Genomic DNA, 19,166 nt, shown 5'->3' with positions numbered 1-19,166 from the left:
TAAAAAACATTTACTTTATCAACGATGTTGATAACTATATAACAACTGTTAGCTTTATGTAGAGATAAGACTAACAAATAAATTTGATTGTTTAAAGCTACTCTAAAAAGACAATTTGCCACAATCTTTTACTCAATTTTTAAGCACCTTTGTACAAGTAATTAACTTTTCACACACTTGTAAACAATTAACATTCCAATATGGATAAAATTTAACCTGTTTTTCGATAGTGCTGAAAATCAAACTCATCATATTACAAAAATGTAATCTAAATGTTAGTAAACGATTAACAACTTACATAAAAGAACTTTTTTTAGAAACTTACCAACGTTACCAACACACTAATAAACAAACAAGATCTATTTATTTAAAATAACTTATTAATTATTGAGACGTGGAAAGCTTTATCTTTGACCAACGTCTAAATTCAAAAAAAGGAAAATTAATAATGAACATCGATGTATTAGAAGAAATTAATAAAAAAGGATTTGTAGAGGAACACATTGATCCAACACTCGACCTTTTTGTTGAAATCGAAAAATTAAAGAAAGAAAAAAATGCCATTATTTTGGCGCATTATTATCAAGAACCTGATATTCAGGATATAGCGGATTATATTGGAGATAGTTTGGGTTTATCACAAGAGGCTGCTAAAACTGATGCTGATATAATCGTTTTCGCTGGTGTGCACTTTATGGCAGAAACGGCGAAGATTTTATCTCCATCTAAGAAGGTTTTATTACCCGACGTAAAAGCAGGTTGTTCCCTGGCCGACAGCTGCCCACCTCATTTGTTTAAAAAATTCAAGGAAAAATATCCTGATCATTTGGTCATCACTTATGTAAATTGTACAGCTGAACTAAAAGCCTTAAGCGATATTGTTTGTACCTCAACAAATGCTGTTCAAATTGTGGAAAGTTTACCGAAAGAACAGAAGATTATTTTTGGACCAGATAGAAATTTGGGCGCTTATGTAGCAAAAAAAACAGGCCGGGATTTAGTACTGTGGAATGGTGCATGTATGGTTCATGAAATTTTTTCTCAGGAGAAGATTATCAAACTGAAAGAGCGTCATCCAGACGCTAAATTTATAGCACACCCGGAGTGTGAGGAAGTAGTTTTGAAAATGGCTGATTATATTGGATCTACTACAGGACTTCTGAAATACGCCATTTCTAATCCTGCAAAAGAATTTATTGTAGCAACGGAAAGCGGAATTATACATCAGATGGAGAAAGCTTGTCCGGATAAAACTTTCATTCCTGCACCACCGAATAACAGTTGTGCTTGTAATGATTGTCCCTACATGAAACGAAATACGTTAGAAAAACTATATTTATGTATCAAAAATGGATTACCTGAAGTAACTGTTCCTGAACATATTATAGAACAAGCCCGCAAGCCAATTCAAAGAATGCTGGATATTTCGGCGGAATTGGGTTTATAATTTTTTCACCACCTGAGGCACCTAAGATTTTTTTTTAGGTGGCTAAGGTGGTAAGCAACTTTTTTAAATGAAAACAAGCAACATTCTAAGAAATTACTCAGGCTTATTATGGCTTCTGGCAGGTATTACTGTTGGAAGTTTAGTTGGTTTATTTTTTGGAAAAAGTGTTGAAAGTATTAAGCCTTTAGGTGATATCTTTTTAAACCTGTTGTTTACAGCCGTAATTCCGTTGGTATTTTTTGCAGTTTCATCAGCAATTGCAAACATAGACAGAAGTAAAAAATTAGGAAAGTTACTAACCGTGATGGTTTTAGTTTTTCTGTCTACAATTCTTATTTCAGCGATTTTAACATTAGTTGCCACCTGGATTTTTCCTATTCACCAGCAATTGGGTTCTAATCCGTTACCGGTTGAAAATGAAAAAATTCAATCTTTCGGAGAACAAATGACCCAGCTTTTGACCGTTGGAGAATTTTATGAAATTGGCAGTCGAAAAAATATGCTGGCACTAATTATCTTTTCAGTTTTAGTGGGTTTTTCAACCTTATACGCTGGAAAAGATGGAGCTAGTTTTAAGAATTTTTTGGTTTCAGGGAATGAAGTGATGAAGAAACTCATCATTCTGATTATGAAACTAGGACCAATTGGTTTGGGTGCTTATTTTGCTTATCAAGTTGGTGTTTTTGGCCCTCAGCTTTTTGGAACCTATGCGAAGGCTCTAGGGTTATATTATGGTATTGGTACATTTTATTTCCTAGTTTTTTTTACTTTTTATGCATTTATCGCCGGTGGATTTAAAGCAATAAAAGTATTTTGGAAAAATAACATTGTACCTTCATTAACCTCAATCGGAACGTGTAGCAGCATTGCGACTATACCGGCAAACTTAGACGGAACTTCAAAAATGGGTGTTCCGGCATACATTGCAAATGTAACCATTCCACTAGGTTCGACCTTACATAAAGACGGCTCGAGCATTAGTTCAATTATCAAAATAGCTGTTGTATTTGCTATTTTTGGAAAGGATTTAGTTCATGTTGATACCATAGTTTTAGCATTGGGTATTACAGTTTTAGTGAGTATTGTTGAAGGTGGAATTCCAAATGGAGGATATATTGGAGAATTATTAATGATATCTGCATACCAGTTGCCACCTGAAGCATTGCCTCCGGCTATGATAATCGGAACTTTGGTTGATCCAATGGCAACTTTATTAAATGCTACAGGAGATAATGTTGCGGCAATGCTAATCGCCAGATTCACAGAAGGTAAAAACTGGATGGAGAGTAAGATTTTTTCATCTTAATTACGTCATTTTGACTGGATCGTAGCAGGGACAAACGATTGTACCAAGGTTCAAAGATTTCTCCACTGCGGTCGAAATGACGAGTTAAAAATTTTAAATAAATAATAAAAAAATTAAAGGCCTTATAGGTTTAAGTATATGTTTGAAAATAAAGAACGCACAGATATAAATGAATTAGGTGAGTTTGGTTTAATAAAACACCTGACCACGAATTTTAAGATAAGAAATGATTATTCGGTAAAAGGCATTGGCGATGATGCTGCCGTTTTGGATTCTAAAGGTAAACAAACCCTGGTTTCAACTGATTTACTTTTAGAGGGCATTCATTTTGATTTGGCTTATGTTCCCCTAATGCATTTAGGATATAAAGCCGTTCAGGTTAATTTAAGTGATATTTATGCAATGAATGGTAATGCCAGCCAGATTACCGTTTCTTTGGGTTTATCAAGTAAATTTCCACTGGAAGCTGTTGAAGAACTCTATAAAGGGATTGAACTGGCCTGCAATAAATTCAACATCGATTTAATTGGCGGCGATACCTCATCTAGCAAACAGGGTTTAGTCATTAGTATTACGAGTATTGGTTATGCGGATGCCGATAAGGTAACCTACAGAAATGGTGCTCAGGAGCATGATTTACTTTGTGTATCGGGAGATTTAGGAGGTGCATATGTAGGTCTTCAGATTCTGGAAAGGGAGAAATTGATCTACCTGGAAAACCCGCAGATCCAGCCGGATTTAGAAGGAAAAGACTATATTATCGAACGACAGTTGAAGCCTGAAGCCAGGATGGATATTGTTGCACTTTTAGAAGAAATGGATATAAAACCGACTTCTATGATTGATGTTTCAGATGGTTTGGCTTCTGAAATTTTGCATCTGGCTGAACAATCTGATAAAGGCATCACCATTTATGAAGAAAAAATCCCTTTAGATCCAATGACTTATGAAACCGCAAGAGAACTTGGTATTGATCCAACGGTGTGTGCTTTAAGTGGAGGCGAAGATTATGAACTGTTATTTACCATTAGTCAGGAAGACTATAAAAAATTAAAACACGATGTAGATATCACCGTAATCGGCCACGTTACGGATAAGAATTCAGGCTGTAAAATGGTTTCAAAATCTAATAATGTGCATGAGTTGAAAGCGCAGGGATGGAATGCTTTTAATAAATAAAAATTGTATATGAAAATAACATCAGGAGATTATGAAATATATAATAGTGGGACTGTACTAAGTTTTGAAGCTGAGCCTATTACATTTCATTTGGCCATAGATTTAAAAATACACTTGTCTTTTAAGGATGAAGAAGAAAATAAAGATGTTCACAAAATGGAATTTAAGCAAATTTCAGGAACTGAGTTAGAGATTATTTTAATAAATTTTAATAATTCTTTAGGTACTGGAAATGCGTCACCACTAGAAGTAGGAACTCTGAACAATAAAAAATTATATTTAAATTTTACTGTTTACGCACTAAATATCAAGACAACAAAAACAGTTCACTACACGTGGTATCTAGGAGAGGGGGTGAAAATTGGCTAATCAAATAAATCCAAATCTAATTAAAGATAAAGTTTTAGCAAAGCAAGTTATAGAAAGTCAAAATGAATTGGAAAAAATAAAAATTGAGAGGGGTTGGCTTGGAGATATTTGGGGAAATTCAGAAAAAATACCTAATAATCTAGCTGCACTTTTAATAGTTATTTTAATTTTAACGGGACTAATATATACTTGCATTGTTTCAGGAATGCCATCGGAAAAAATTTCACTCCAAATAAAAGATCTTTGGAGTATCATTTCGCCATTGATAACTTTGTCAATAGGATATCTGTTTGGTGATAAATCTAAAAAGGGTATTAAATAGCCAATCTTATTAATTGTAAAATAAAAAATAGTTCTACAGCTTTATCAAAAAATATTAATATTTAATCATTTTTATAGAAACCGAACGATTTACCGACCGTAAATAAAAGGTTTATAAATTTTCAGCTTCATTTAAATCTAAGTACTTTGTATCAATCTGCTTAGTTGCCTTGGCACCAAGTTTCTTAATTTTCTCTGAAGTGTTCACCAAATTTCCAGAACCATCAGATAATTTATTTAGGGCTTTATCATAAGCGTCCTGCCCGTTTTTCAAGTGTTTTCCAATATTTTCCATATCGGAAACAAAGCCAACAAATTTATCGTACATACTGCCGCTTAAGCGCGCAATTTCCATAACATTTCTGTTTTGCCTCTCCTGTTTCCACATACTGGCTATGGTACGTAGCGTTGCTAATAAAGTAGAAGGACTAACAATAACTACCCGCCTATCCCAGGCAAAATTGAAAAGTTCTGCATCTTTTTGAACGGCAACGCTGAAAGATGATTCAATCGGAACGAAGAGCAAAACGAAATCCGGAGAATTGATTTTATATAAATCCTGATAGTTTTTTGTAGATAGTTCTTGAATATGATTTTTTATCGATGCTAAATGAGCCTTTGTTAAGCCTTCACGCTCTTCATCGCTTTCTGCCGATACAGAGCGCTCGTAGGCAACCAAACTTACCTTAGCATCAATAACAAGATGTTTATCATCAGGTAAATCTATCACCACGTCTGGTTGGTAGCGACCACCTTCAGCGGATGTATGCGAGGCCTGAATGCGGTATTCCTGATCTTTTACCAAACCAGAACGTTCTAAAACTTTCTCCAGAATGATTTCGCCCCAATTACCTTGCTTTTTATTGTCGCCTTTTAACGCTTTGGTTAAATTATTGGCATCTTCCTGAATCATTTTACTTTGAATCTGAAGTTCAGAAATCACACCTTTTAAAATGTTGCGCTCATCTGATTCGGCCTTATACACCTTTTCAACTTTTTCTTCAAAGGCTTTGATGTTTTCCTTTAACGGATTTAAAATCAAATCTAGATTCATTCTGTTTTGTTCGACAAATCTGGTCGATTTTTCTTCCAGAATTTTGTTTGCAAGCAATTCGAAATCTTTATTTAGCTTTTCCTGCGATTGTTCGTAACTTTCCTTCTGTTCCGCTAACTTTTCCTTCTCCGCCAGATAAAAAGATCGTGTGCCTTCCAACTCGCGGTTTGCATCGGCCAGGCGATCACGTTCGGCCTGTAATTCGTCAATTAAGCGTTGCTGCTCTTCTTTAAGCAAAATCGTTATGTGTTCTTTCTCGGCTGTTAAATTCGAAACCCGTTCCTCAGCTTTGGCTAAATTAATTTTCAAAACTTCATTTTCGCTTTTTGCTTTCTCAAATTCTTCTACTGATATTAAAGTAACAGGTATTTGTGGTTTCTTTAAAAAAAGCAATATTAAAACAGCTAAAATAACGACTAATAATAAGACAGCAGCAATTTCCATAATGATAAAAATTTTAGTAAAAATCAATATTTAAAATTGCTTTACCAAAATATTTTGCTTTTTAGAAGCGCAGATTTACTTTCTTTGATCAGAAAAAAACTGCTAATCTGTGGCTTTATTTATTATTATTGTTCTTTCAAATACTAATGAACGAATTAACAATCTTAATTTCTTGTACCGATCAGGTTGGGCTGGTTACCAATATAACACGGGTTCTGGCAGCACATCAGTTAAATATAATTGCGATGAGGGAATTTGTAGATGAAGCAAACGAAGCTTTTTTTACCCGAATTGCTTGCACAGGAGAATTGACTGAGCCTGCTAAATTAAAAAATCAACTGCTTGAAAATTTGCCAGGTGCAGCAGAAGTAAATTTAATTGGACAAGCTGAAAAACAAATCGCAGTGCTGGTTACAAAAGAATACCATTGTTTAGCAGAGATTCTTATTAAAAATCAATTCAGAACCCTCGGTGCTGATGTGAAATGCGTAATCGGAAATTATGAATCATTAAGAGAATTTACTGAGAAATTGGGTATTCCATATTTTTATGTTAGCCATGCTGATAAAGATAAGAGCCAATTTGAAAACGAAATAAAGACGATTATTAATCAATTCGGTGTAGATTACCTGGTGTTGGCAAAATTTATGAGAATTTTATCAGTCGATTTTGTTAAAGATTACTCGGGAAAAATTATCAATATCCACCATTCTTTTTTACCCGCTTTTATTGGTGCGAATCCATATAGACAAGCTTTTGAGCGTGGCGTAAAAATTATTGGCGCTACCGCACATTTCGTAACGGATAATTTGGATGAAGGACCCATTATTACGCAGCATACCACACATATCGACCATAATTTCGGTGTGAAAGAAATGGTTAGGGCAGGAAAAGAAATCGAGAAAAAAGTGCTTTTGGATGCGCTTGAATTGATTTTTGAAGATCGTGTTTTTGTAACTGGAAATAAGACAATTGTTTTTAAATAGAGTAATGGCTATAAACTCCTCAAAACCAACTCTGCAACATCTTCACCAGTTTGGCTACCCATGGCAATGCCCATTCCATTGCACCTAACGGCACAGAAAATATTTTGGCTGGTTTCCGAAACTATCGGTTGCAACTGGTTTCCAAAAGCCATAATTCCACTCCATCTGTAATCTATTTCGAAGGGTGTATCGGGTAGGATCACTTCTTCTAAAAGTTTTTCCAAGGCATTTTGAATATTAGAAGTTAAAGCCAAATCCGTAGTTTTTTCAGCCTTAAAATCTAAATTTCTTCCTCCGCCCAATAAAATCCTATTGTTAATATTTCTGAAATAGTAGTAACCTTTATCATAATGGAAAGTACCCTCAAATTTTAAATTTTTGATAGGCTTGGTAATCAGAACTTGTCCGCGACCTGGTTTAACGTCTAAATCAGGAATCAATTTATTTACAAAAGCATTCGTGGTAACGATAACTTTTCGGGTTGTGAAGTAACCATGTTGTGTCTTAACAGATAATTTATGATCGCTAATTATTCGCTCTACCTCACAATTGTTGAAAATGATACAACCAAGACTTTGGGCATATTGAATCAGTGCAAGCATCATTTTTCCAGTATCTATTTGTGCTTCATAACGATTTGCTATCAGCCCGGACACATGTCTAAAGCCCAGCTTTCTTATTTTCTTACTATCGATATAAAATGTATCCGGGCCAATTATTGGCTCAATGAGTTGATTGTAATGTTCAATTTTAGCTACACAAGTTTCATAAGGCAAAGTGTCATCGGTTTTAAATAGTTCATAGCCACCCAATGCTCGGTAATCCATCGCTTCAACCGGCAAAATATCCTTTAACTTTTCTAAACCCTTCCATCGCTTTTCAATTAAAGAAAACAGGTTTTCCGATCCGCATATACGCTCTTGTTCAATGAGTTCAGAAATGCTTCCAAAACAGGCGAAACCTGCATTTTTAGTGCTCGCACCCGATGGTAGAAAACCCCTTTCCAATATCGCTATTTTTAAACCAGGAGCTGATTTTTTAAGGTGAATAGCGGCGTTCAAACCAACAATTCCGCTCCCAATAACTATAGCGTCGAAATCAAAAAATGAAGTTATTTCCCAGTATGATAATTGGTTGGCCATGCTTTAAAAATAATACAAATATGTTGGTTTATAATATAGGATCGCTTTTTGATATAACGCTAAACGAAAAACATACACAAAAGAAAATGGGAGTTTATTTAATTTTAATCATCCCGGTATTATTGCTGAGCATGTTTGTACAATGGCGCTTTAGGAATAAATTTTCTAAATACGCAGAAATGCAATTAAGCTCTGGCTTATCGGGTAAGGAGGTGGCAGAACGAATGCTGCATGATAACGGCATATTCGATGTGAAAGTGATGAGTACCGAAGGGCAACTTACAGATCATTACAATCCGACAGATAGAACCGTAAATTTAAGTACCGATGTATATTACAGTCGAAGTGTAGCTGCGGCCGCAGTTGCAGCACATGAATGCGGGCACGCTGTTCAGCATGCAAAATCTTACAGCTGGCTAAATTTAAGGAGTACAATGGTTCCTGTGGTGAGCATTTCATCAAACCTGCTCCAATGGGTTTTATTAATTGGCGTAATGCTCATGGTTTTTGCCGTAACACCTATCGTTTTAGCAATCGGTGTTGTAGGTCTTGCTTTGGTAACGGTTTTTAGTATTATAACATTGCCCGTTGAGTTTGATGCAAGTAACAGAGCATTAGCCTGGTTAAAAAATAATCCCGGTGTAATGCAAACACAGGAAGAAAATACTCAGGCGAAAGATGCGCTATGGTGGGCCGCGATGACTTACGTTGTTGCTGCTGTTGGTGCTTTAGCAAACTTACTTTATTATGCTTCAATGCTTTTTGGAAGAAGCAGAGACTAAGGAAATATCCAATTCTGAAGGATACAATGCGGCTGGGATAATAATCCTGGCCGTTTTTGTTATTGCATTTAGTGTTATGATTGATGCTTTAGGGAAAACAGGTTTTGTAATAGTAGGGAAGCTCCGGTCCCGATCCTGCTTAAGGCGATAGAAAAATATCGGCATTTCGCTTAATCCGATAGTTATGGGATCAGGTTTAGGTGGCACTATAGGTTGTAAAATTTGAGCTGCAGAGTTCGAGAAGAGGGTTCGTACACAATGCCGTTCAACCTTTTGATATCACCAGAAAACTGCAACTTAAATCTGATTGCAATGGAAAGCCGATAAACGAGGAACTAGTGCGGAATAAAATGAAAAGCAGGACTAGCCTTAAAATGAAATGTTTGAAGCTGCTTTTCTGAGATTTTATTTATGTTAAAGGCCTCGTAATCCAAATGCGCTAGTTATCGGATGAAGTAAAACAAAAATACCTGCCTGCAGCAGGCAGGGAAATATCTTTGAATTAAATAATGGAGATTCTCTTAAGGTCGAAACGAGGATTTGTGGAAGAATTTATTATGATTAATTCAATTTATAAGGCGCAATCAGTTGAAATTCGGGTATTTCAACTTCGAATTCAGTATCGTCTATAAGGCGGTTCATCACATACTTTCCCTGCATGCTGCCAATATCAGTTTTTAAGTTGCAACCCGAAACATAAACGTGGCTTTCGCCTGGAATTATTATTGGCTGCACACCAACAACACCTTCGCCTTCAACCTCACGATGACTGCTATTGGAATCGAAAATAAACCACTGGCGACGCATAAGCTGTACGGGATAATCAGAAAGATTTGCGATTTCTACGCGGTAAGCGAACATAAAATGTTCATTAGCAGGATTGGAATATTCCGGCTGGTAAATCGTTTCTACTGAAACTTTAACTCCGTCTGTAATTGCTGTAACCATGATAATTAACGAATGTACAAAAAGCTTTTCAAAAATCAAGCCAGTTGATTTGCCTGATCATAGTTTGCAAATTTTTCTGCCACTTCGTCTAAAATGCTGTAAATGTTGCTGATATCTCCTTCCGAAACTAAACGCATACGGTAAGGTTTAAAGTCGGGCAAACCTTTAAAATAATTTGCATAATGGCGGCGCATCTCAAAAACTCCAGTTTTCGGCCCTTTCCATTCGATAGATTTTTCAAGGTGTGTTCTGCACACCGTAATTCTTTCTTCTATGGTTGGACCAGCCAAGTGCTCGCCCGTTTTAAAGAAGTGTTTTACTTCACGGAAGACCCATGGATAACCTATTGCCGCCCTGCCAATCATAATCCCGTCAACTTCATATTCCATCCGCCAGTTCGCGGCTTTTTCTGGACTATCAACATCACCGTTTCCAAAAATTGGAATTTTTATTCTTGGATTGCGTTTGATTTCACGAATCAGCGACCAGTCTGCTTCGCCTTTATAAAGCTGAGCTCTGGTCCTTCCATGAATGGTAAGAGCCTGAATGCCCACATCCTGAAGACGCTCGGCAACTTCATAAACGTTTTTCGTATTGTCATCCCAACCCAGGCGGGTTTTAACAGTAACAGGTAAGTGCGAAGCCTTTACAACGGCCTCAGTCATTTTTACCATTTTATCGATATCCTGAAGCAAGCTGGAACCGGCACCTTTACAAACCACATTTTTGACAGGACAGCCGTAATTGATGTCGACCAAATCAGGGCCGGCTGCAGATGCAATTTCTGAAGCTTCCCGCATATGTTCAATATCACCACCAAAAATCTGGATACCAATAGGCCGCTCATATTCAAAAATGTCCAGTTTCTGAAGGCTTTTCGCAGCATCACGAATTAATCCTTCAGACGATATAAACTCGGTATACATCATATCTGCGCCATTCTGCTTACAAACAAAACGGAAAGGCGGATCGCTAACATCCTCCATCGGTGCCAGCAACAATGGGAACTCACCTAAATCTATATTTCCTATCTTAACAGACATTTTCTATCTTCAACGATTAATAAAACATACAAAGGTACAAATAATGAATGTTGTAACGCCTAAGCAGGAAGAAATGAACCCTTTCCTGCAATTACTTTTACTTTTATTTTACGCAGTTGCAGGTGCTCTACTATTTACGCTCATCTCGTTTATGGTTATACTGGCCGTTTACGGCTTGGGGATTATAAAAGATTTTAGTTTAATAGCAAGCGGCGACCCAATGTTTACCGATGCGTTAAAGATTCTTCAGATAGGAACCTCCATTGGTATGTTTATTGTTCCCCCGTTGGCTCTTGCCTATACGAACCGTAAGAAACCTTCGAATTTCTATTCTTTTGGAAAGCTGAAAATCATACTTGCAAGCTTGGTTTTGGTAATCATGATTGCCTCTATGCCTTTTATGGAATGGATTGCCGTCGCTAATCAGAAAATGATTTTACCTTCGGGACTAAAATGGCTGGAGGACTGGATGAAAGAAAGTGAGCAAGCGGCAATGAAAATGACCATTCAGCTTTTAACCGTTAGAAATAATTGGGACTTCATCGTAAATCTGGTTATGATTGCTGTTTTGCCTGCAATTGGAGAGGAATTGATGTTTCGTGGTGGCGTGCAACGGTCATTAACAAATGCATTTAATAGTCATCATGCTGCAATTTGGATAGCTGCGATTATTTTTAGTGCCATTCATATGCAATTCTATGGTTTTGTGCCGAGGTTATTATTGGGAGCAGGATTTGGCTATTTATATTACTTTAGTGGAAGCATATGGTACGCCATGATAGGGCATTTCATCAACAATGCTTATGCCGTTTCCATGGCATTTTACATGCAGAAACATAATATGCCACTTGATAAAGCAGAAGATCCGATAGGTTTTCCCTGGTATGGGTATTTAATTAGTGCAATAATAACCATAGCTTTGTTTAAATTTTTTAAAGATACAGCACAACGTGAGCGAAAATTGGGTTAAAGTATATACAACAGGCGATGCATTTGCGGCCGAAGTATTAAAGCAAGGATTAATTCAAGAGGATATTCCTGCTGTTGTTATTAATAAGCAACTTTCGGCTTATAATATTGGCGAAATTAATGTTTTGGTTAATAAAGCAGATTTCGATAAAGCAATAGAATATCTTGTTAAAAATGAAATCGAATAAGGCGGTGAAAACCTGCTATCTAACATCATCCATTCTCCTATTTCAATCATGAAAACCAGAGCAATAACGGCCTTCTTTTTTACTATTGTGATGTTAGGCTCCGTGTTTTTAGGAACCTATGTTTTTACAGCTTTTTTTCTCATTTTAAGTGTCCTTTCTCTTTTTGAGTTCTATAAGCTTATAAAAAACTCAGGTATCAGGCCACATAGAAATATTGGATTGGCAGCAGGGGCATTAATATTCTTGATGGCCGCAGGCTTGCATTACTTAAAATATGACGTTAAATACCTCTTGCTGTGTATACCATTAATTTTCTCCGTCTTTATTACCGAACTCTACAAGAAAAACAAGATTCCGTTCGCTAACATTTCTTACACTTTTGTTGGCTTTGTCTACGTAACATTTCCTTTTTGCTTTTTCCACGCATTAGGTTTTCTAAACGATTGGAATGAATACAACTTTCATTTTCCACTGGCTTTTTTATTGATGCTTTGGGCAAATGATACTGGAGCCTATATGTTTGGCGTTAAATACGGAAAACGCAAATTATTTGAGCGCCATTCACCGAAAAAAAGCTGGGAAGGTTTTTTTGGAGGCATGCTTACGAGCGCCCTGGTGGCTTATGGAATATCGTTTTTGTTTAAAGAAACAACATCAACTGTCTGGGTTGGTATGGCAATATTAATTGCCTCATTTGGTACCCTTGGCGATTTGGTAGAATCAATGCTTAAACGTAGTCTGGATACAAAAGACAGCGGAGGCTTGCTTCCAGGTCACGGAGGTTTACTCGATCGTTTTGATGGTTTATTGCTCGCAGCGCCTGTGGTTTATGCTTATTTATACCTGATTTTGTATTAACTTATTTTATCACCTGAACAGGTTTCTTATTTTCATCAATAGCCACAAACGTAAAATCGCCATGAACGGCTAGTTCTCTGCCTTCGGCATACATTTGCTCGATGTAGATTTCAACATTTACTTTTAGGCTAGTGTTGCCGACATGGTTAACCCTTCCAATTAATTCTATAATTGTTCCCGCCGGAATGGGTTTTTTAAAATCGATTCTATCACTGCTTACAGTAACCATAATCTGCCTGCTAAAACGAGTTGCTGTAATAAAAGCAACTTCATCCATCATGTGCATTGCCGTCCCTCCGAAGAGTGTGTCGTAATGATTGGTTGTATTTGGAAATACGGCTTTGAAAATACTGGTCTTTGAGTGTTCTATTCTTTCTTCTAAAGTCATAATGGAGGAAATAATTTAGCCACAGAAACATGGAAGGCACGGGATTTGAAATTCATTTCTTTCAGTCTCTGTGGCAATAAAAGTATTAAATTGTTTGTGGTTCAACTGCTAAAACAGGCTCGGCTTTGCGCATTTCTTTAGCTGCTTCGACCATTTCAATCAAAGCTTTTTTGGTTTCATCCCAGCCCCGGGTTTTTAATCCGCAATCGGGATTTACCCAGAGTTGTCGGGATGGAATAACTGATTTTGCTTTTTCAAGCAAAGTTATCATTTCTTCCTTTTTAGGCACACGAGGGGAATGAATGTCATAAACACCGGGACCAATCTCATTTGGATACTTAAAATTGGCAAAAATATCGAGTAATTCCATTTGCGAACGCGAGGTTTCAATTGTAATTACATCGGCATCCATATCTGCTATATTTTGAATAATATCACTAAACTCAGAATAGCACATGTGCGTATGGATTTGCGTTTCATCCCGAACACCACTTGCCGAAATTCGGAAAGCCTTTACTGCCCAGTTCAGGTAGTTTTGCCAGTCGGCTTTACGCAGCGGCAAACCTTCTCTGATAGCGGGTTCATCAATCTGGATAATCTTAATTCCAGCATTTTCCAAATCGCAAACTTCATCGCGTATGGCCAAAGCAATCTGCGTACAAGTTTCCGATCGAGGCTGATCGTTACGAACAAAAGACCATTGTAAAATGGTTACCGGCCCGGTTAACATCCCCTTCATATGCTTTTCGGTTAACGATTGGGCATAAGCGGTCCATTTTACAGTCATCGCCTTTGGACGAAAACATCACCATAGATTATAGGTGGTTTTACACAACGGGAGCCATAACTTTGTACCCATCCATTTTTAGAAAAGGCAAAACCGGAAAGTTGTTCTCCAAAATATTCGACCATGTCATTTCGCTCAAATTCTCCATGAACCAAAACATCTAGTCCAATTTCTTCCTGCCATTTCACCGCCCTGGCCGTTTCTTCAGCTATTAAAGTATCATATTCTTCTATTGAAAATGTTCCATTTTTGAACTTTGCCCGCCAACTTCTAACCTCCGCTGTCTGAGGAAATGAACCAATTGTTGTCGTCGCAAATTGTGGTAAATTGAGGCTTTTCTGTTTTGAATTTCTTATTGAAAAAGGACTTAACCGCTCAGCGTCTTCCGGTTTTAAAGATTGAAGGCGGGATTTAACTTCAGGATTATGAATTAATTTAGAATTTTTTCGGTCTGCAACCGCACATTTATTTGCTTCGAGTTTTTGCAGGGTAGATGCAGGGTCTTCGTTTAATGCAAGCTTTTTCAGTGTGACAACTTCGGCTACTTTTTGTTTCGCAAAGGCCAGCCATTTTTTTACTTCCGGAGATAGATTTTCCTCATCCGTTTCATTATTTAAATCAACAGGAGAATGAATTAATGAGCAAGAAGGGGAAATCCAAATGCGTTCTGACCCTAACTTTTCGTTTACTTTGTTTATCATTTCAAGAGCGCTCCCGAAGTCATTTTTCCAGATGTTTCTGCCATCAACCAAGCCCAGAGAAAGAATAATTTTATCATTTAATGCCGCCAGAACGTCATTTAATTGTTGGGGAGAACGCACCAAATCTACATGCAGAACGTTTACAGGAAGCGAGGTCGTTAACACAAGGTTATTTCCTAAACCTTCAAAGTAAGTCGCTAAAACAATCTTTAATTTAGGGAATGCTATCCTGATTTCTTTATAGGCATATTCAAAAGCCTTTTGCTCTTTCTCAGATAAGTCGAGCGATAGAAAAGGTTCATCAAATTGAATATATTCCAATCCTAAAGAGCTTAAGCGTGTTAAAATATCCAGGTAAACGGGAAGCAGATTTTCAATTAAATCAATTTTTTCAAAACCCGATTGTTTTTCTTTTCCTAATAACAAATAAGAAACCGGCCCTATTAACACCGGTTTGGTGAGGATTCCGAGTTGTTTGGCTTCATAAAACTCATCGATAATTTTGGTTGAAAAAAGTTTAAAAGGCTGGTTCTCGTAAAATTCAGGAACGATGTAGTGGTAATTGGTATCAAACCACTTGGTCATTTCCATTGCGACAACGTCCAATCCATCCTTTTGATAACCTCGTGCCATGGCAAAATACAAATCGAGTTCTGAATTTCCTTTTCTTAGGATAACTTCATTGTACCTTTTCGGAATTGCTCCGAAAGTTAAGGAATGATCGAGTACATGATCATAGAAGGAGAAATCATTTGAGGGGATTAAATCTATCCCCGATTCTTTTTGCATCAGCCAGTTTTCATGGCGAATATTTTTTCCAACCTGGAGCACATTTTTGTACCCCGTTTTACCTGCCCAATAATTTTCGCAGATTTTCTTTAGTTCTCGTTGGCTACCAATGCGCGGGTAACCCAGATTTTGCGTTAGCATGTTTTAAAGATTATGTGAATAAATCGTTTAAAGCTCTTAAGCAATATTTTACGAGACTTTGGAAAAAACAATATGCTAGGTCTAGCGCACAAAAAACCGGCCTCGCAGCCTGAAGGCATAAAGGAAAACCTAATAAAACGGCAATTTTATTGTACAAATCAGACCTGACCAATTGCTTTTTAACGCGAAAGCATCGTCAATTCGACATTTGGCAGGTCTCCTGACTTATCTCCAAATTATCACCTTCCCATACCCGAAAGTACAGTGGCATTTTTGATAATTTGTTGTCTCGTTTTTATAAGACAAGATTTACAGTTGCGCGACAGTTCGTGATTTGCACACGATTCCCTTTTAACCCCAATTTTACATCAGGGACCGATATCGGTTGATAAAAAAATAAAGTTAAGAACTTACATCAAGGGCAAATGTATGCATTAAGGTTAAAGATTTTTTAAGAAAAGCATTTTTAAGGACAGATTAAAGGCTGTAAAGACCTAGTAAAACTGTAACAAATTTACAGCAAGGATATTAACGAGGCTTTTCTGTTATATATTTGGATTGACCAACCAAAATTTCCTGACTATGATAAAAAACTACTTTAAGAAGATATGTTTTAGCTTTTTAATGTTGAGTTGCGCCACTGTATTCGCGCAGGAAGTGCCGACGCCAAAATCGCACTTCGGTTTCAACATCGGCGATGATTATCAGCTCGCAAACTACACGCAAACTGAAGCTTATTTTAAAAAACTTGCCGAAACATCCAAACGTGTTAAGCTGGTCGACATCGGTAAAACCGAAGAAGGCAGAAGCCAACTTATGCTCATTGTTTCTTCTCCTGAAAACCTGCAGAAATTAGATCGCTACAAAGAAATTTCTCAGCAATTGGCACATGCAGAACTTACGCCTGAACAAGCTAAAGCCTTAGCACAAGCAGGTAAAGCCGTAGTTTGGATTGATGGTGGTTTACATGCTAACGAAACTGTGGGCGCTCATCAGCTTATCCAAACCGCTTATGAATTTGCTTCGAGAACGGATGCAGAAACGCTAAGGATTTTGGACAATGTAATTATTCTTTTTACACATGCTAATCCCGACGGGCAAGAATTGGTAAGCAACTGGTACATGAGAGATAAAGATCCGAAAAAAAGAACTATATCGGGCTTGCCAAGGTTGTACGAAAAATATGCAGGACACGATAACAACCGCGATTTTTTCATGCTAAATCTTAAGGAAACTCAAAATATGGGGCGCCAGTTGTTCGTAGAATGGTTGCCGCAAATTATGTATAACCATCATCAGGCCGGGCCTGCCGGGACAGTAGTTGCCGGACCTCCTTACCGTGACCCTTTTAATTATGTTTTTGATGCTACAATTTTAACAAGCTTAGATGCGGTGGGTGCAGCAATGCATAACCGAATGAATGTAGAAAATAAGCCCGGCTATACACAAAGGGGTGGCTCTGTTTTTTCTACCTGGTATAATGGAGGTTTGCGTACCACAACTTATTTTCATAATATGATTGGCCTACTTACGGAAATTGTGGGTAGCCCAACGCCATCCGAAATCCCTTTGGTTCCTTCGAGATTATTGCCTAACGGCGACTCACCAAATCCCATTACACCAAGAAAATGGTATTTCAAAAACTCAATAGATTATTCGGTTTCATTAAACTATGCCGTATTGGGTTATGCCCAGCGGTATCATGATGAGTTGCTATATAACATTTATCAGATGGGTAAGAACTCTATCGAAAGGGGAAAAAAAGATACCTGGTCTTTCTCTCCTAAAAAAATAGATGCAATAAATGCTGCGGCTAAGACATCGGCTACGACGCCCGGAGCCGAGTTTACAAGAGGCAGGGGTGTTAGCATGAAGGCTTATGACACGGTGATGAAAGCACCGTTAAATCGCGATGCCCGAGGTTATATTTTATCTGCCAATCAACCGGACTTCAATTCAGCGATTAAGTTTTTGAATGCCTTAATCAGAACGGGTATCCTGGTTCAAAAAGCGACTGCGCCATTTAACGTTGCGGGCAAAAGTTATCCTGCAGGAAGCTATATTGTTAAAACGGACCAGGCTTTCAGGCCACATGTTCTGGATATGTTTGAGCCACAAGATCACCCAAACGATTTTAAATACGAAGGAAGCGCTCCAACCCCGCCTTACGATGCCGCTGGCTGGACACTTGCTTACATGATGGACGTTAAATTCGATAGATTGCTTGACGATTTTTCAGGGCCTTTTGAAAAAATTCCTTTTGGACAATTATTAAAGCCGGAAAATGAATTACCATCGGGATCGAGTTATGTGTTGGCTTCGGCTCAAAACGACTCCTATACTGCAGTAAATGACCTGCTAAAAGCTAAAGTTGATGTTTATCGTTCGAAGGAAAATGGCGATTTCTATGTTTCGGCATCCGGGAGTGCAAAAAGTATTTTAGAAAAAGCTAATGTAAAACTGAAGGCCGCTTCTTTACCAAAGAACAAAACGAAGATTACAGCAGGTAGAATCGCGCTTTGGGACACTTATGGTGGTTCAATGGCTTCTGGATGGTTACGTTGGATTATGGAACAATACCATTACAATGCAGCCGTAATTTATCCACAGGATATTGATGGAGGAGATTTAAAATCGAAATATGATGTAATTGTTTTTGTCGGTGGCGCAATTCCGGCACTGCCAACCGTAGGTGTAACGGGAAGAGGCGGAGGTAATTTCGGCGTGCTAAACCCACAAGAAGTGCCGGAAGAATACAAAAAACAAACAGGTAGAATTACCGCTGATAAATCAATTCCTCAGCTTAAAAAATTTCTTGAGGATGGCGGCAAAATTGTCACTATTGGTTCGAGCACCAATCTTGCTTACCACCTACAACTGCCCGTTCGTAATGCAATGGTAGAAATTGTGAATGGAACAGAAAGAAGATTGCCAGACGAAAAATATTATATTCCAGGAAGTGTGCTCAATGTAGAAGTTGATAACAAACTGCAGGCAAACTGGGGCATGGAGCACGAAGCTGACGTTTACTTTGACAACAGTCCGGTTTTCAAATTAACTACAGATGCAATTTCTTCAGGGAAAATAAAACCTTTAATGTGGTTTAATTCTGCAACCCCTTTGCGAAGCGGATGGGCCTGGGGACAAGCCTATTTACAAGATGGCGTAACGGCTTTTGAAGCAAATGTTGGCAAAGGAAAACTTTATGCATTTGGTCCGGAGATTGCCTTTAGAGCACAAACCCACGGAACATTCAAGCTAATTTTTAATCAATTGTATAAATAGATTTTATATAAACGAGACGGCCGCTTTAAATTGAAGCGG

At 37.6% G+C, this 19,166-nt stretch carries 16 protein-coding genes, 1 pseudogene and 1 riboswitch; of the genes and pseudogenes, 11 read left to right on the top strand and 6 right to left on the bottom strand.

Going from position 1 to position 19,166, the window contains the following annotated elements; all coding sequences use genetic code 11:
* The first annotated feature begins 448 nt into the window (after window positions 1–448).
* The 5 genes from nadA to ASF92_RS00775 all read left to right on the top strand — a co-directional run bounded on the left by nadA (window position 449) and on the right by ASF92_RS00775 (window position 4,623).
* Window positions 449–1,447: a quinolinate synthase NadA gene (nadA, locus tag ASF92_RS00795; RefSeq protein WP_056086420.1), complete on the top strand. Its 999-nt coding sequence runs from the start codon at window positions 449–451 to the stop codon at window positions 1,445–1,447.
* A gap of 67 nt (window positions 1,448–1,514) precedes the next feature.
* Window positions 1,515–2,753 (top strand): dicarboxylate/amino acid:cation symporter, encoded by a 1,239-nt coding sequence (locus ASF92_RS00790; RefSeq protein ID WP_056086411.1) that lies wholly within the window; start codon window positions 1,515–1,517, stop codon window positions 2,751–2,753.
* Window positions 2,754–2,891: 138 nt separating this feature from the next.
* Window positions 2,892–3,932, top strand: a complete 1,041-nt coding sequence (thiL, locus tag ASF92_RS00785; RefSeq protein WP_056086408.1) for a thiamine-phosphate kinase — start codon at window positions 2,892–2,894, stop codon at window positions 3,930–3,932.
* 9 nt (window positions 3,933–3,941) lie between these two features.
* Entirely contained in the window at window positions 3,942–4,301 is a 360-nt protein-coding gene (locus ASF92_RS00780; RefSeq protein WP_056086405.1) for a DUF6864 domain-containing function, read from the top strand.
* Entirely contained in the window at window positions 4,294–4,623 is a 330-nt protein-coding gene (locus tag ASF92_RS00775) for a hypothetical protein (RefSeq protein WP_056086401.1), read from the top strand. Before ASF92_RS00780 ends, ASF92_RS00775 begins: the two co-directional genes overlap by 8 nt.
* 111 nt (window positions 4,624–4,734) lie before the next feature.
* Here ASF92_RS00775 and rmuC read toward each other — a convergent pair whose 3' ends face one another.
* Window positions 4,735–6,120 carry a DNA recombination protein RmuC gene (gene rmuC / locus ASF92_RS00770; protein WP_056086398.1) on the bottom strand — a complete coding sequence of 462 codons (1,386 nt, stop codon included), beginning with the start codon at window positions 6,118–6,120 and terminating at the stop codon, window positions 4,735–4,737.
* Between the two features lie 146 nt (window positions 6,121–6,266).
* On the opposite strand from rmuC, the gene purU reads away from it, so the two are divergent.
* On the top strand, window positions 6,267–7,106 hold the full coding sequence (gene purU / locus ASF92_RS00765) for a formyltetrahydrofolate deformylase (protein WP_056086396.1): 840 nt from the start codon (window positions 6,267–6,269) through the stop codon (window positions 7,104–7,106).
* Between the two features lie 8 nt (window positions 7,107–7,114).
* Here the strand turns inward: purU and ASF92_RS00760 are convergent, their stop codons facing one another.
* Window positions 7,115–8,248, bottom strand: coding sequence for an FAD-binding oxidoreductase (locus tag ASF92_RS00760; protein ID WP_056086393.1), 1,134 nt, complete (start codon window positions 8,246–8,248; stop codon window positions 7,115–7,117).
* 86 nt (window positions 8,249–8,334) lie between these two features.
* On the opposite strand from ASF92_RS00760, the gene ASF92_RS00755 reads away from it, so the two are divergent.
* Window positions 8,335–9,030: a zinc metallopeptidase gene (locus tag ASF92_RS00755; protein WP_056089024.1), complete on the top strand. Its 696-nt coding sequence runs from the start codon at window positions 8,335–8,337 to the stop codon at window positions 9,028–9,030.
* Between the two features lie 561 nt (window positions 9,031–9,591).
* Here ASF92_RS00755 and apaG read toward each other — a convergent pair.
* Window positions 9,592–9,978 (bottom strand): Co2+/Mg2+ efflux protein ApaG, encoded by a 387-nt coding sequence (gene apaG / locus ASF92_RS00750; RefSeq protein WP_056089020.1) that lies wholly within the window; start codon window positions 9,976–9,978, stop codon window positions 9,592–9,594.
* A gap of 35 nt (window positions 9,979–10,013) precedes the next feature.
* Entirely contained in the window at window positions 10,014–11,021 is a 1,008-nt protein-coding gene (gene dusB / locus ASF92_RS00745; RefSeq protein ID WP_056086390.1) for a tRNA dihydrouridine synthase DusB, read from the bottom strand.
* Window positions 11,022–11,064: 43 nt separating this feature from the next.
* Between dusB and ASF92_RS00740 the strand changes: the two genes are divergently transcribed.
* From ASF92_RS00740 to ASF92_RS00730, 3 genes are read left to right on the top strand one after another with little or no spacing between them, the layout of a single operon-like run.
* On the top strand, window positions 11,065–11,991 hold the full coding sequence (locus ASF92_RS00740; protein ID WP_056086387.1) for a CPBP family intramembrane glutamic endopeptidase: 927 nt from the start codon (window positions 11,065–11,067) through the stop codon (window positions 11,989–11,991).
* The gene (locus ASF92_RS00735; protein WP_056086384.1) at window positions 11,972–12,178 is read left to right on the top strand and encodes a putative signal transducing protein; all 207 of its coding nucleotides are present in this window, start codon (window positions 11,972–11,974) and stop codon (window positions 12,176–12,178) included. The genes ASF92_RS00740 and ASF92_RS00735 overlap by 20 nt, the downstream gene beginning before the upstream one ends.
* Before the next feature lie 48 nt (window positions 12,179–12,226).
* Window positions 12,227–13,036, top strand: coding sequence for a phosphatidate cytidylyltransferase (locus ASF92_RS00730; protein WP_056086382.1), 810 nt, complete (start codon window positions 12,227–12,229; stop codon window positions 13,034–13,036).
* Between the two features lies 1 nt (window position 13,037).
* Here ASF92_RS00730 and ASF92_RS00725 read toward each other — a convergent pair whose 3' ends face one another.
* A complete protein-coding gene (locus ASF92_RS00725) occupies window positions 13,038–13,424 on the bottom strand; it encodes an acyl-CoA thioesterase (protein ID WP_056086377.1) in 387 nt (128 codons plus the stop codon).
* A gap of 85 nt (window positions 13,425–13,509) precedes the next feature.
* A pseudogene (gene metE, locus ASF92_RS00720) lies at window positions 13,510–15,842 on the bottom strand (5-methyltetrahydropteroyltriglutamate--homocysteine S-methyltransferase).
* A gap of 192 nt (window positions 15,843–16,034) precedes the next feature.
* A riboswitch (cobalamin riboswitch) is annotated at window positions 16,035–16,237 on the bottom strand.
* A gap of 187 nt (window positions 16,238–16,424) precedes the next feature.
* Here metE and ASF92_RS00715 point away from each other — a divergent pair.
* Complete coding sequence (locus ASF92_RS00715; RefSeq protein ID WP_056086374.1) at window positions 16,425–19,127, top strand: M14 metallopeptidase family protein; 2,703 nt, start codon at window positions 16,425–16,427, stop codon at window positions 19,125–19,127.
* Window positions 19,128–19,166 lie beyond the last annotated feature (39 nt).

Source organism: Pedobacter sp. Leaf176, from assembly GCF_001424305.1.
Lineage (GTDB): Bacteria > Bacteroidota > Bacteroidia > Sphingobacteriales > Sphingobacteriaceae > Pedobacter.
The sequence above is the reverse complement of the archived record's forward strand: the minus strand, read 5'-3'. Positions and strand labels throughout refer to the sequence as shown.

What these genes read in the sequence shown, in the direction of transcription:
- nadA (WP_056086420.1), top strand. Translation starts at nt 449, where the DNA reads ATGAACATCGATGTATTAGAAGAAATTAATAAAAAAGGATTTGTAGAG.
- ASF92_RS00790 (WP_056086411.1), top strand. Translation starts at nt 1,515, where the DNA reads ATGAAAACAAGCAACATTCTAAGAAATTACTCAGGCTTATTATGGCTT.
- thiL (WP_056086408.1), top strand. Translation starts at nt 2,892, where the DNA reads ATGTTTGAAAATAAAGAACGCACAGATATAAATGAATTAGGTGAGTTT.
- ASF92_RS00780 (WP_056086405.1), top strand. Translation starts at nt 3,942, where the DNA reads ATGAAAATAACATCAGGAGATTATGAAATATATAATAGTGGGACTGTA.
- rmuC (WP_056086398.1), bottom strand. Translation starts at nt 6,120, where the DNA reads ATGGAAATTGCTGCTGTCTTATTATTAGTCGTTATTTTAGCTGTTTTA.
- purU (WP_056086396.1), top strand. Translation starts at nt 6,267, where the DNA reads ATGAACGAATTAACAATCTTAATTTCTTGTACCGATCAGGTTGGGCTG.
- ASF92_RS00760 (WP_056086393.1), bottom strand. Translation starts at nt 8,248, where the DNA reads ATGGCCAACCAATTATCATACTGGGAAATAACTTCATTTTTTGATTTC.
- ASF92_RS00755 (WP_056089024.1), top strand. Translation starts at nt 8,335, where the DNA reads ATGGGAGTTTATTTAATTTTAATCATCCCGGTATTATTGCTGAGCATG.
- apaG (WP_056089020.1), bottom strand. Translation starts at nt 9,978, where the DNA reads ATGGTTACAGCAATTACAGACGGAGTTAAAGTTTCAGTAGAAACGATT.
- dusB (WP_056086390.1), bottom strand. Translation starts at nt 11,021, where the DNA reads ATGTCTGTTAAGATAGGAAATATAGATTTAGGTGAGTTCCCATTGTTG.
- ASF92_RS00740 (WP_056086387.1), top strand. Translation starts at nt 11,065, where the DNA reads ATGAATGTTGTAACGCCTAAGCAGGAAGAAATGAACCCTTTCCTGCAA.
- ASF92_RS00730 (WP_056086382.1), top strand. Translation starts at nt 12,227, where the DNA reads ATGAAAACCAGAGCAATAACGGCCTTCTTTTTTACTATTGTGATGTTA.
- ASF92_RS00725 (WP_056086377.1), bottom strand. Translation starts at nt 13,424, where the DNA reads ATGACTTTAGAAGAAAGAATAGAACACTCAAAGACCAGTATTTTCAAA.
- ASF92_RS00715 (WP_056086374.1), top strand. Translation starts at nt 16,425, where the DNA reads ATGATAAAAAACTACTTTAAGAAGATATGTTTTAGCTTTTTAATGTTG.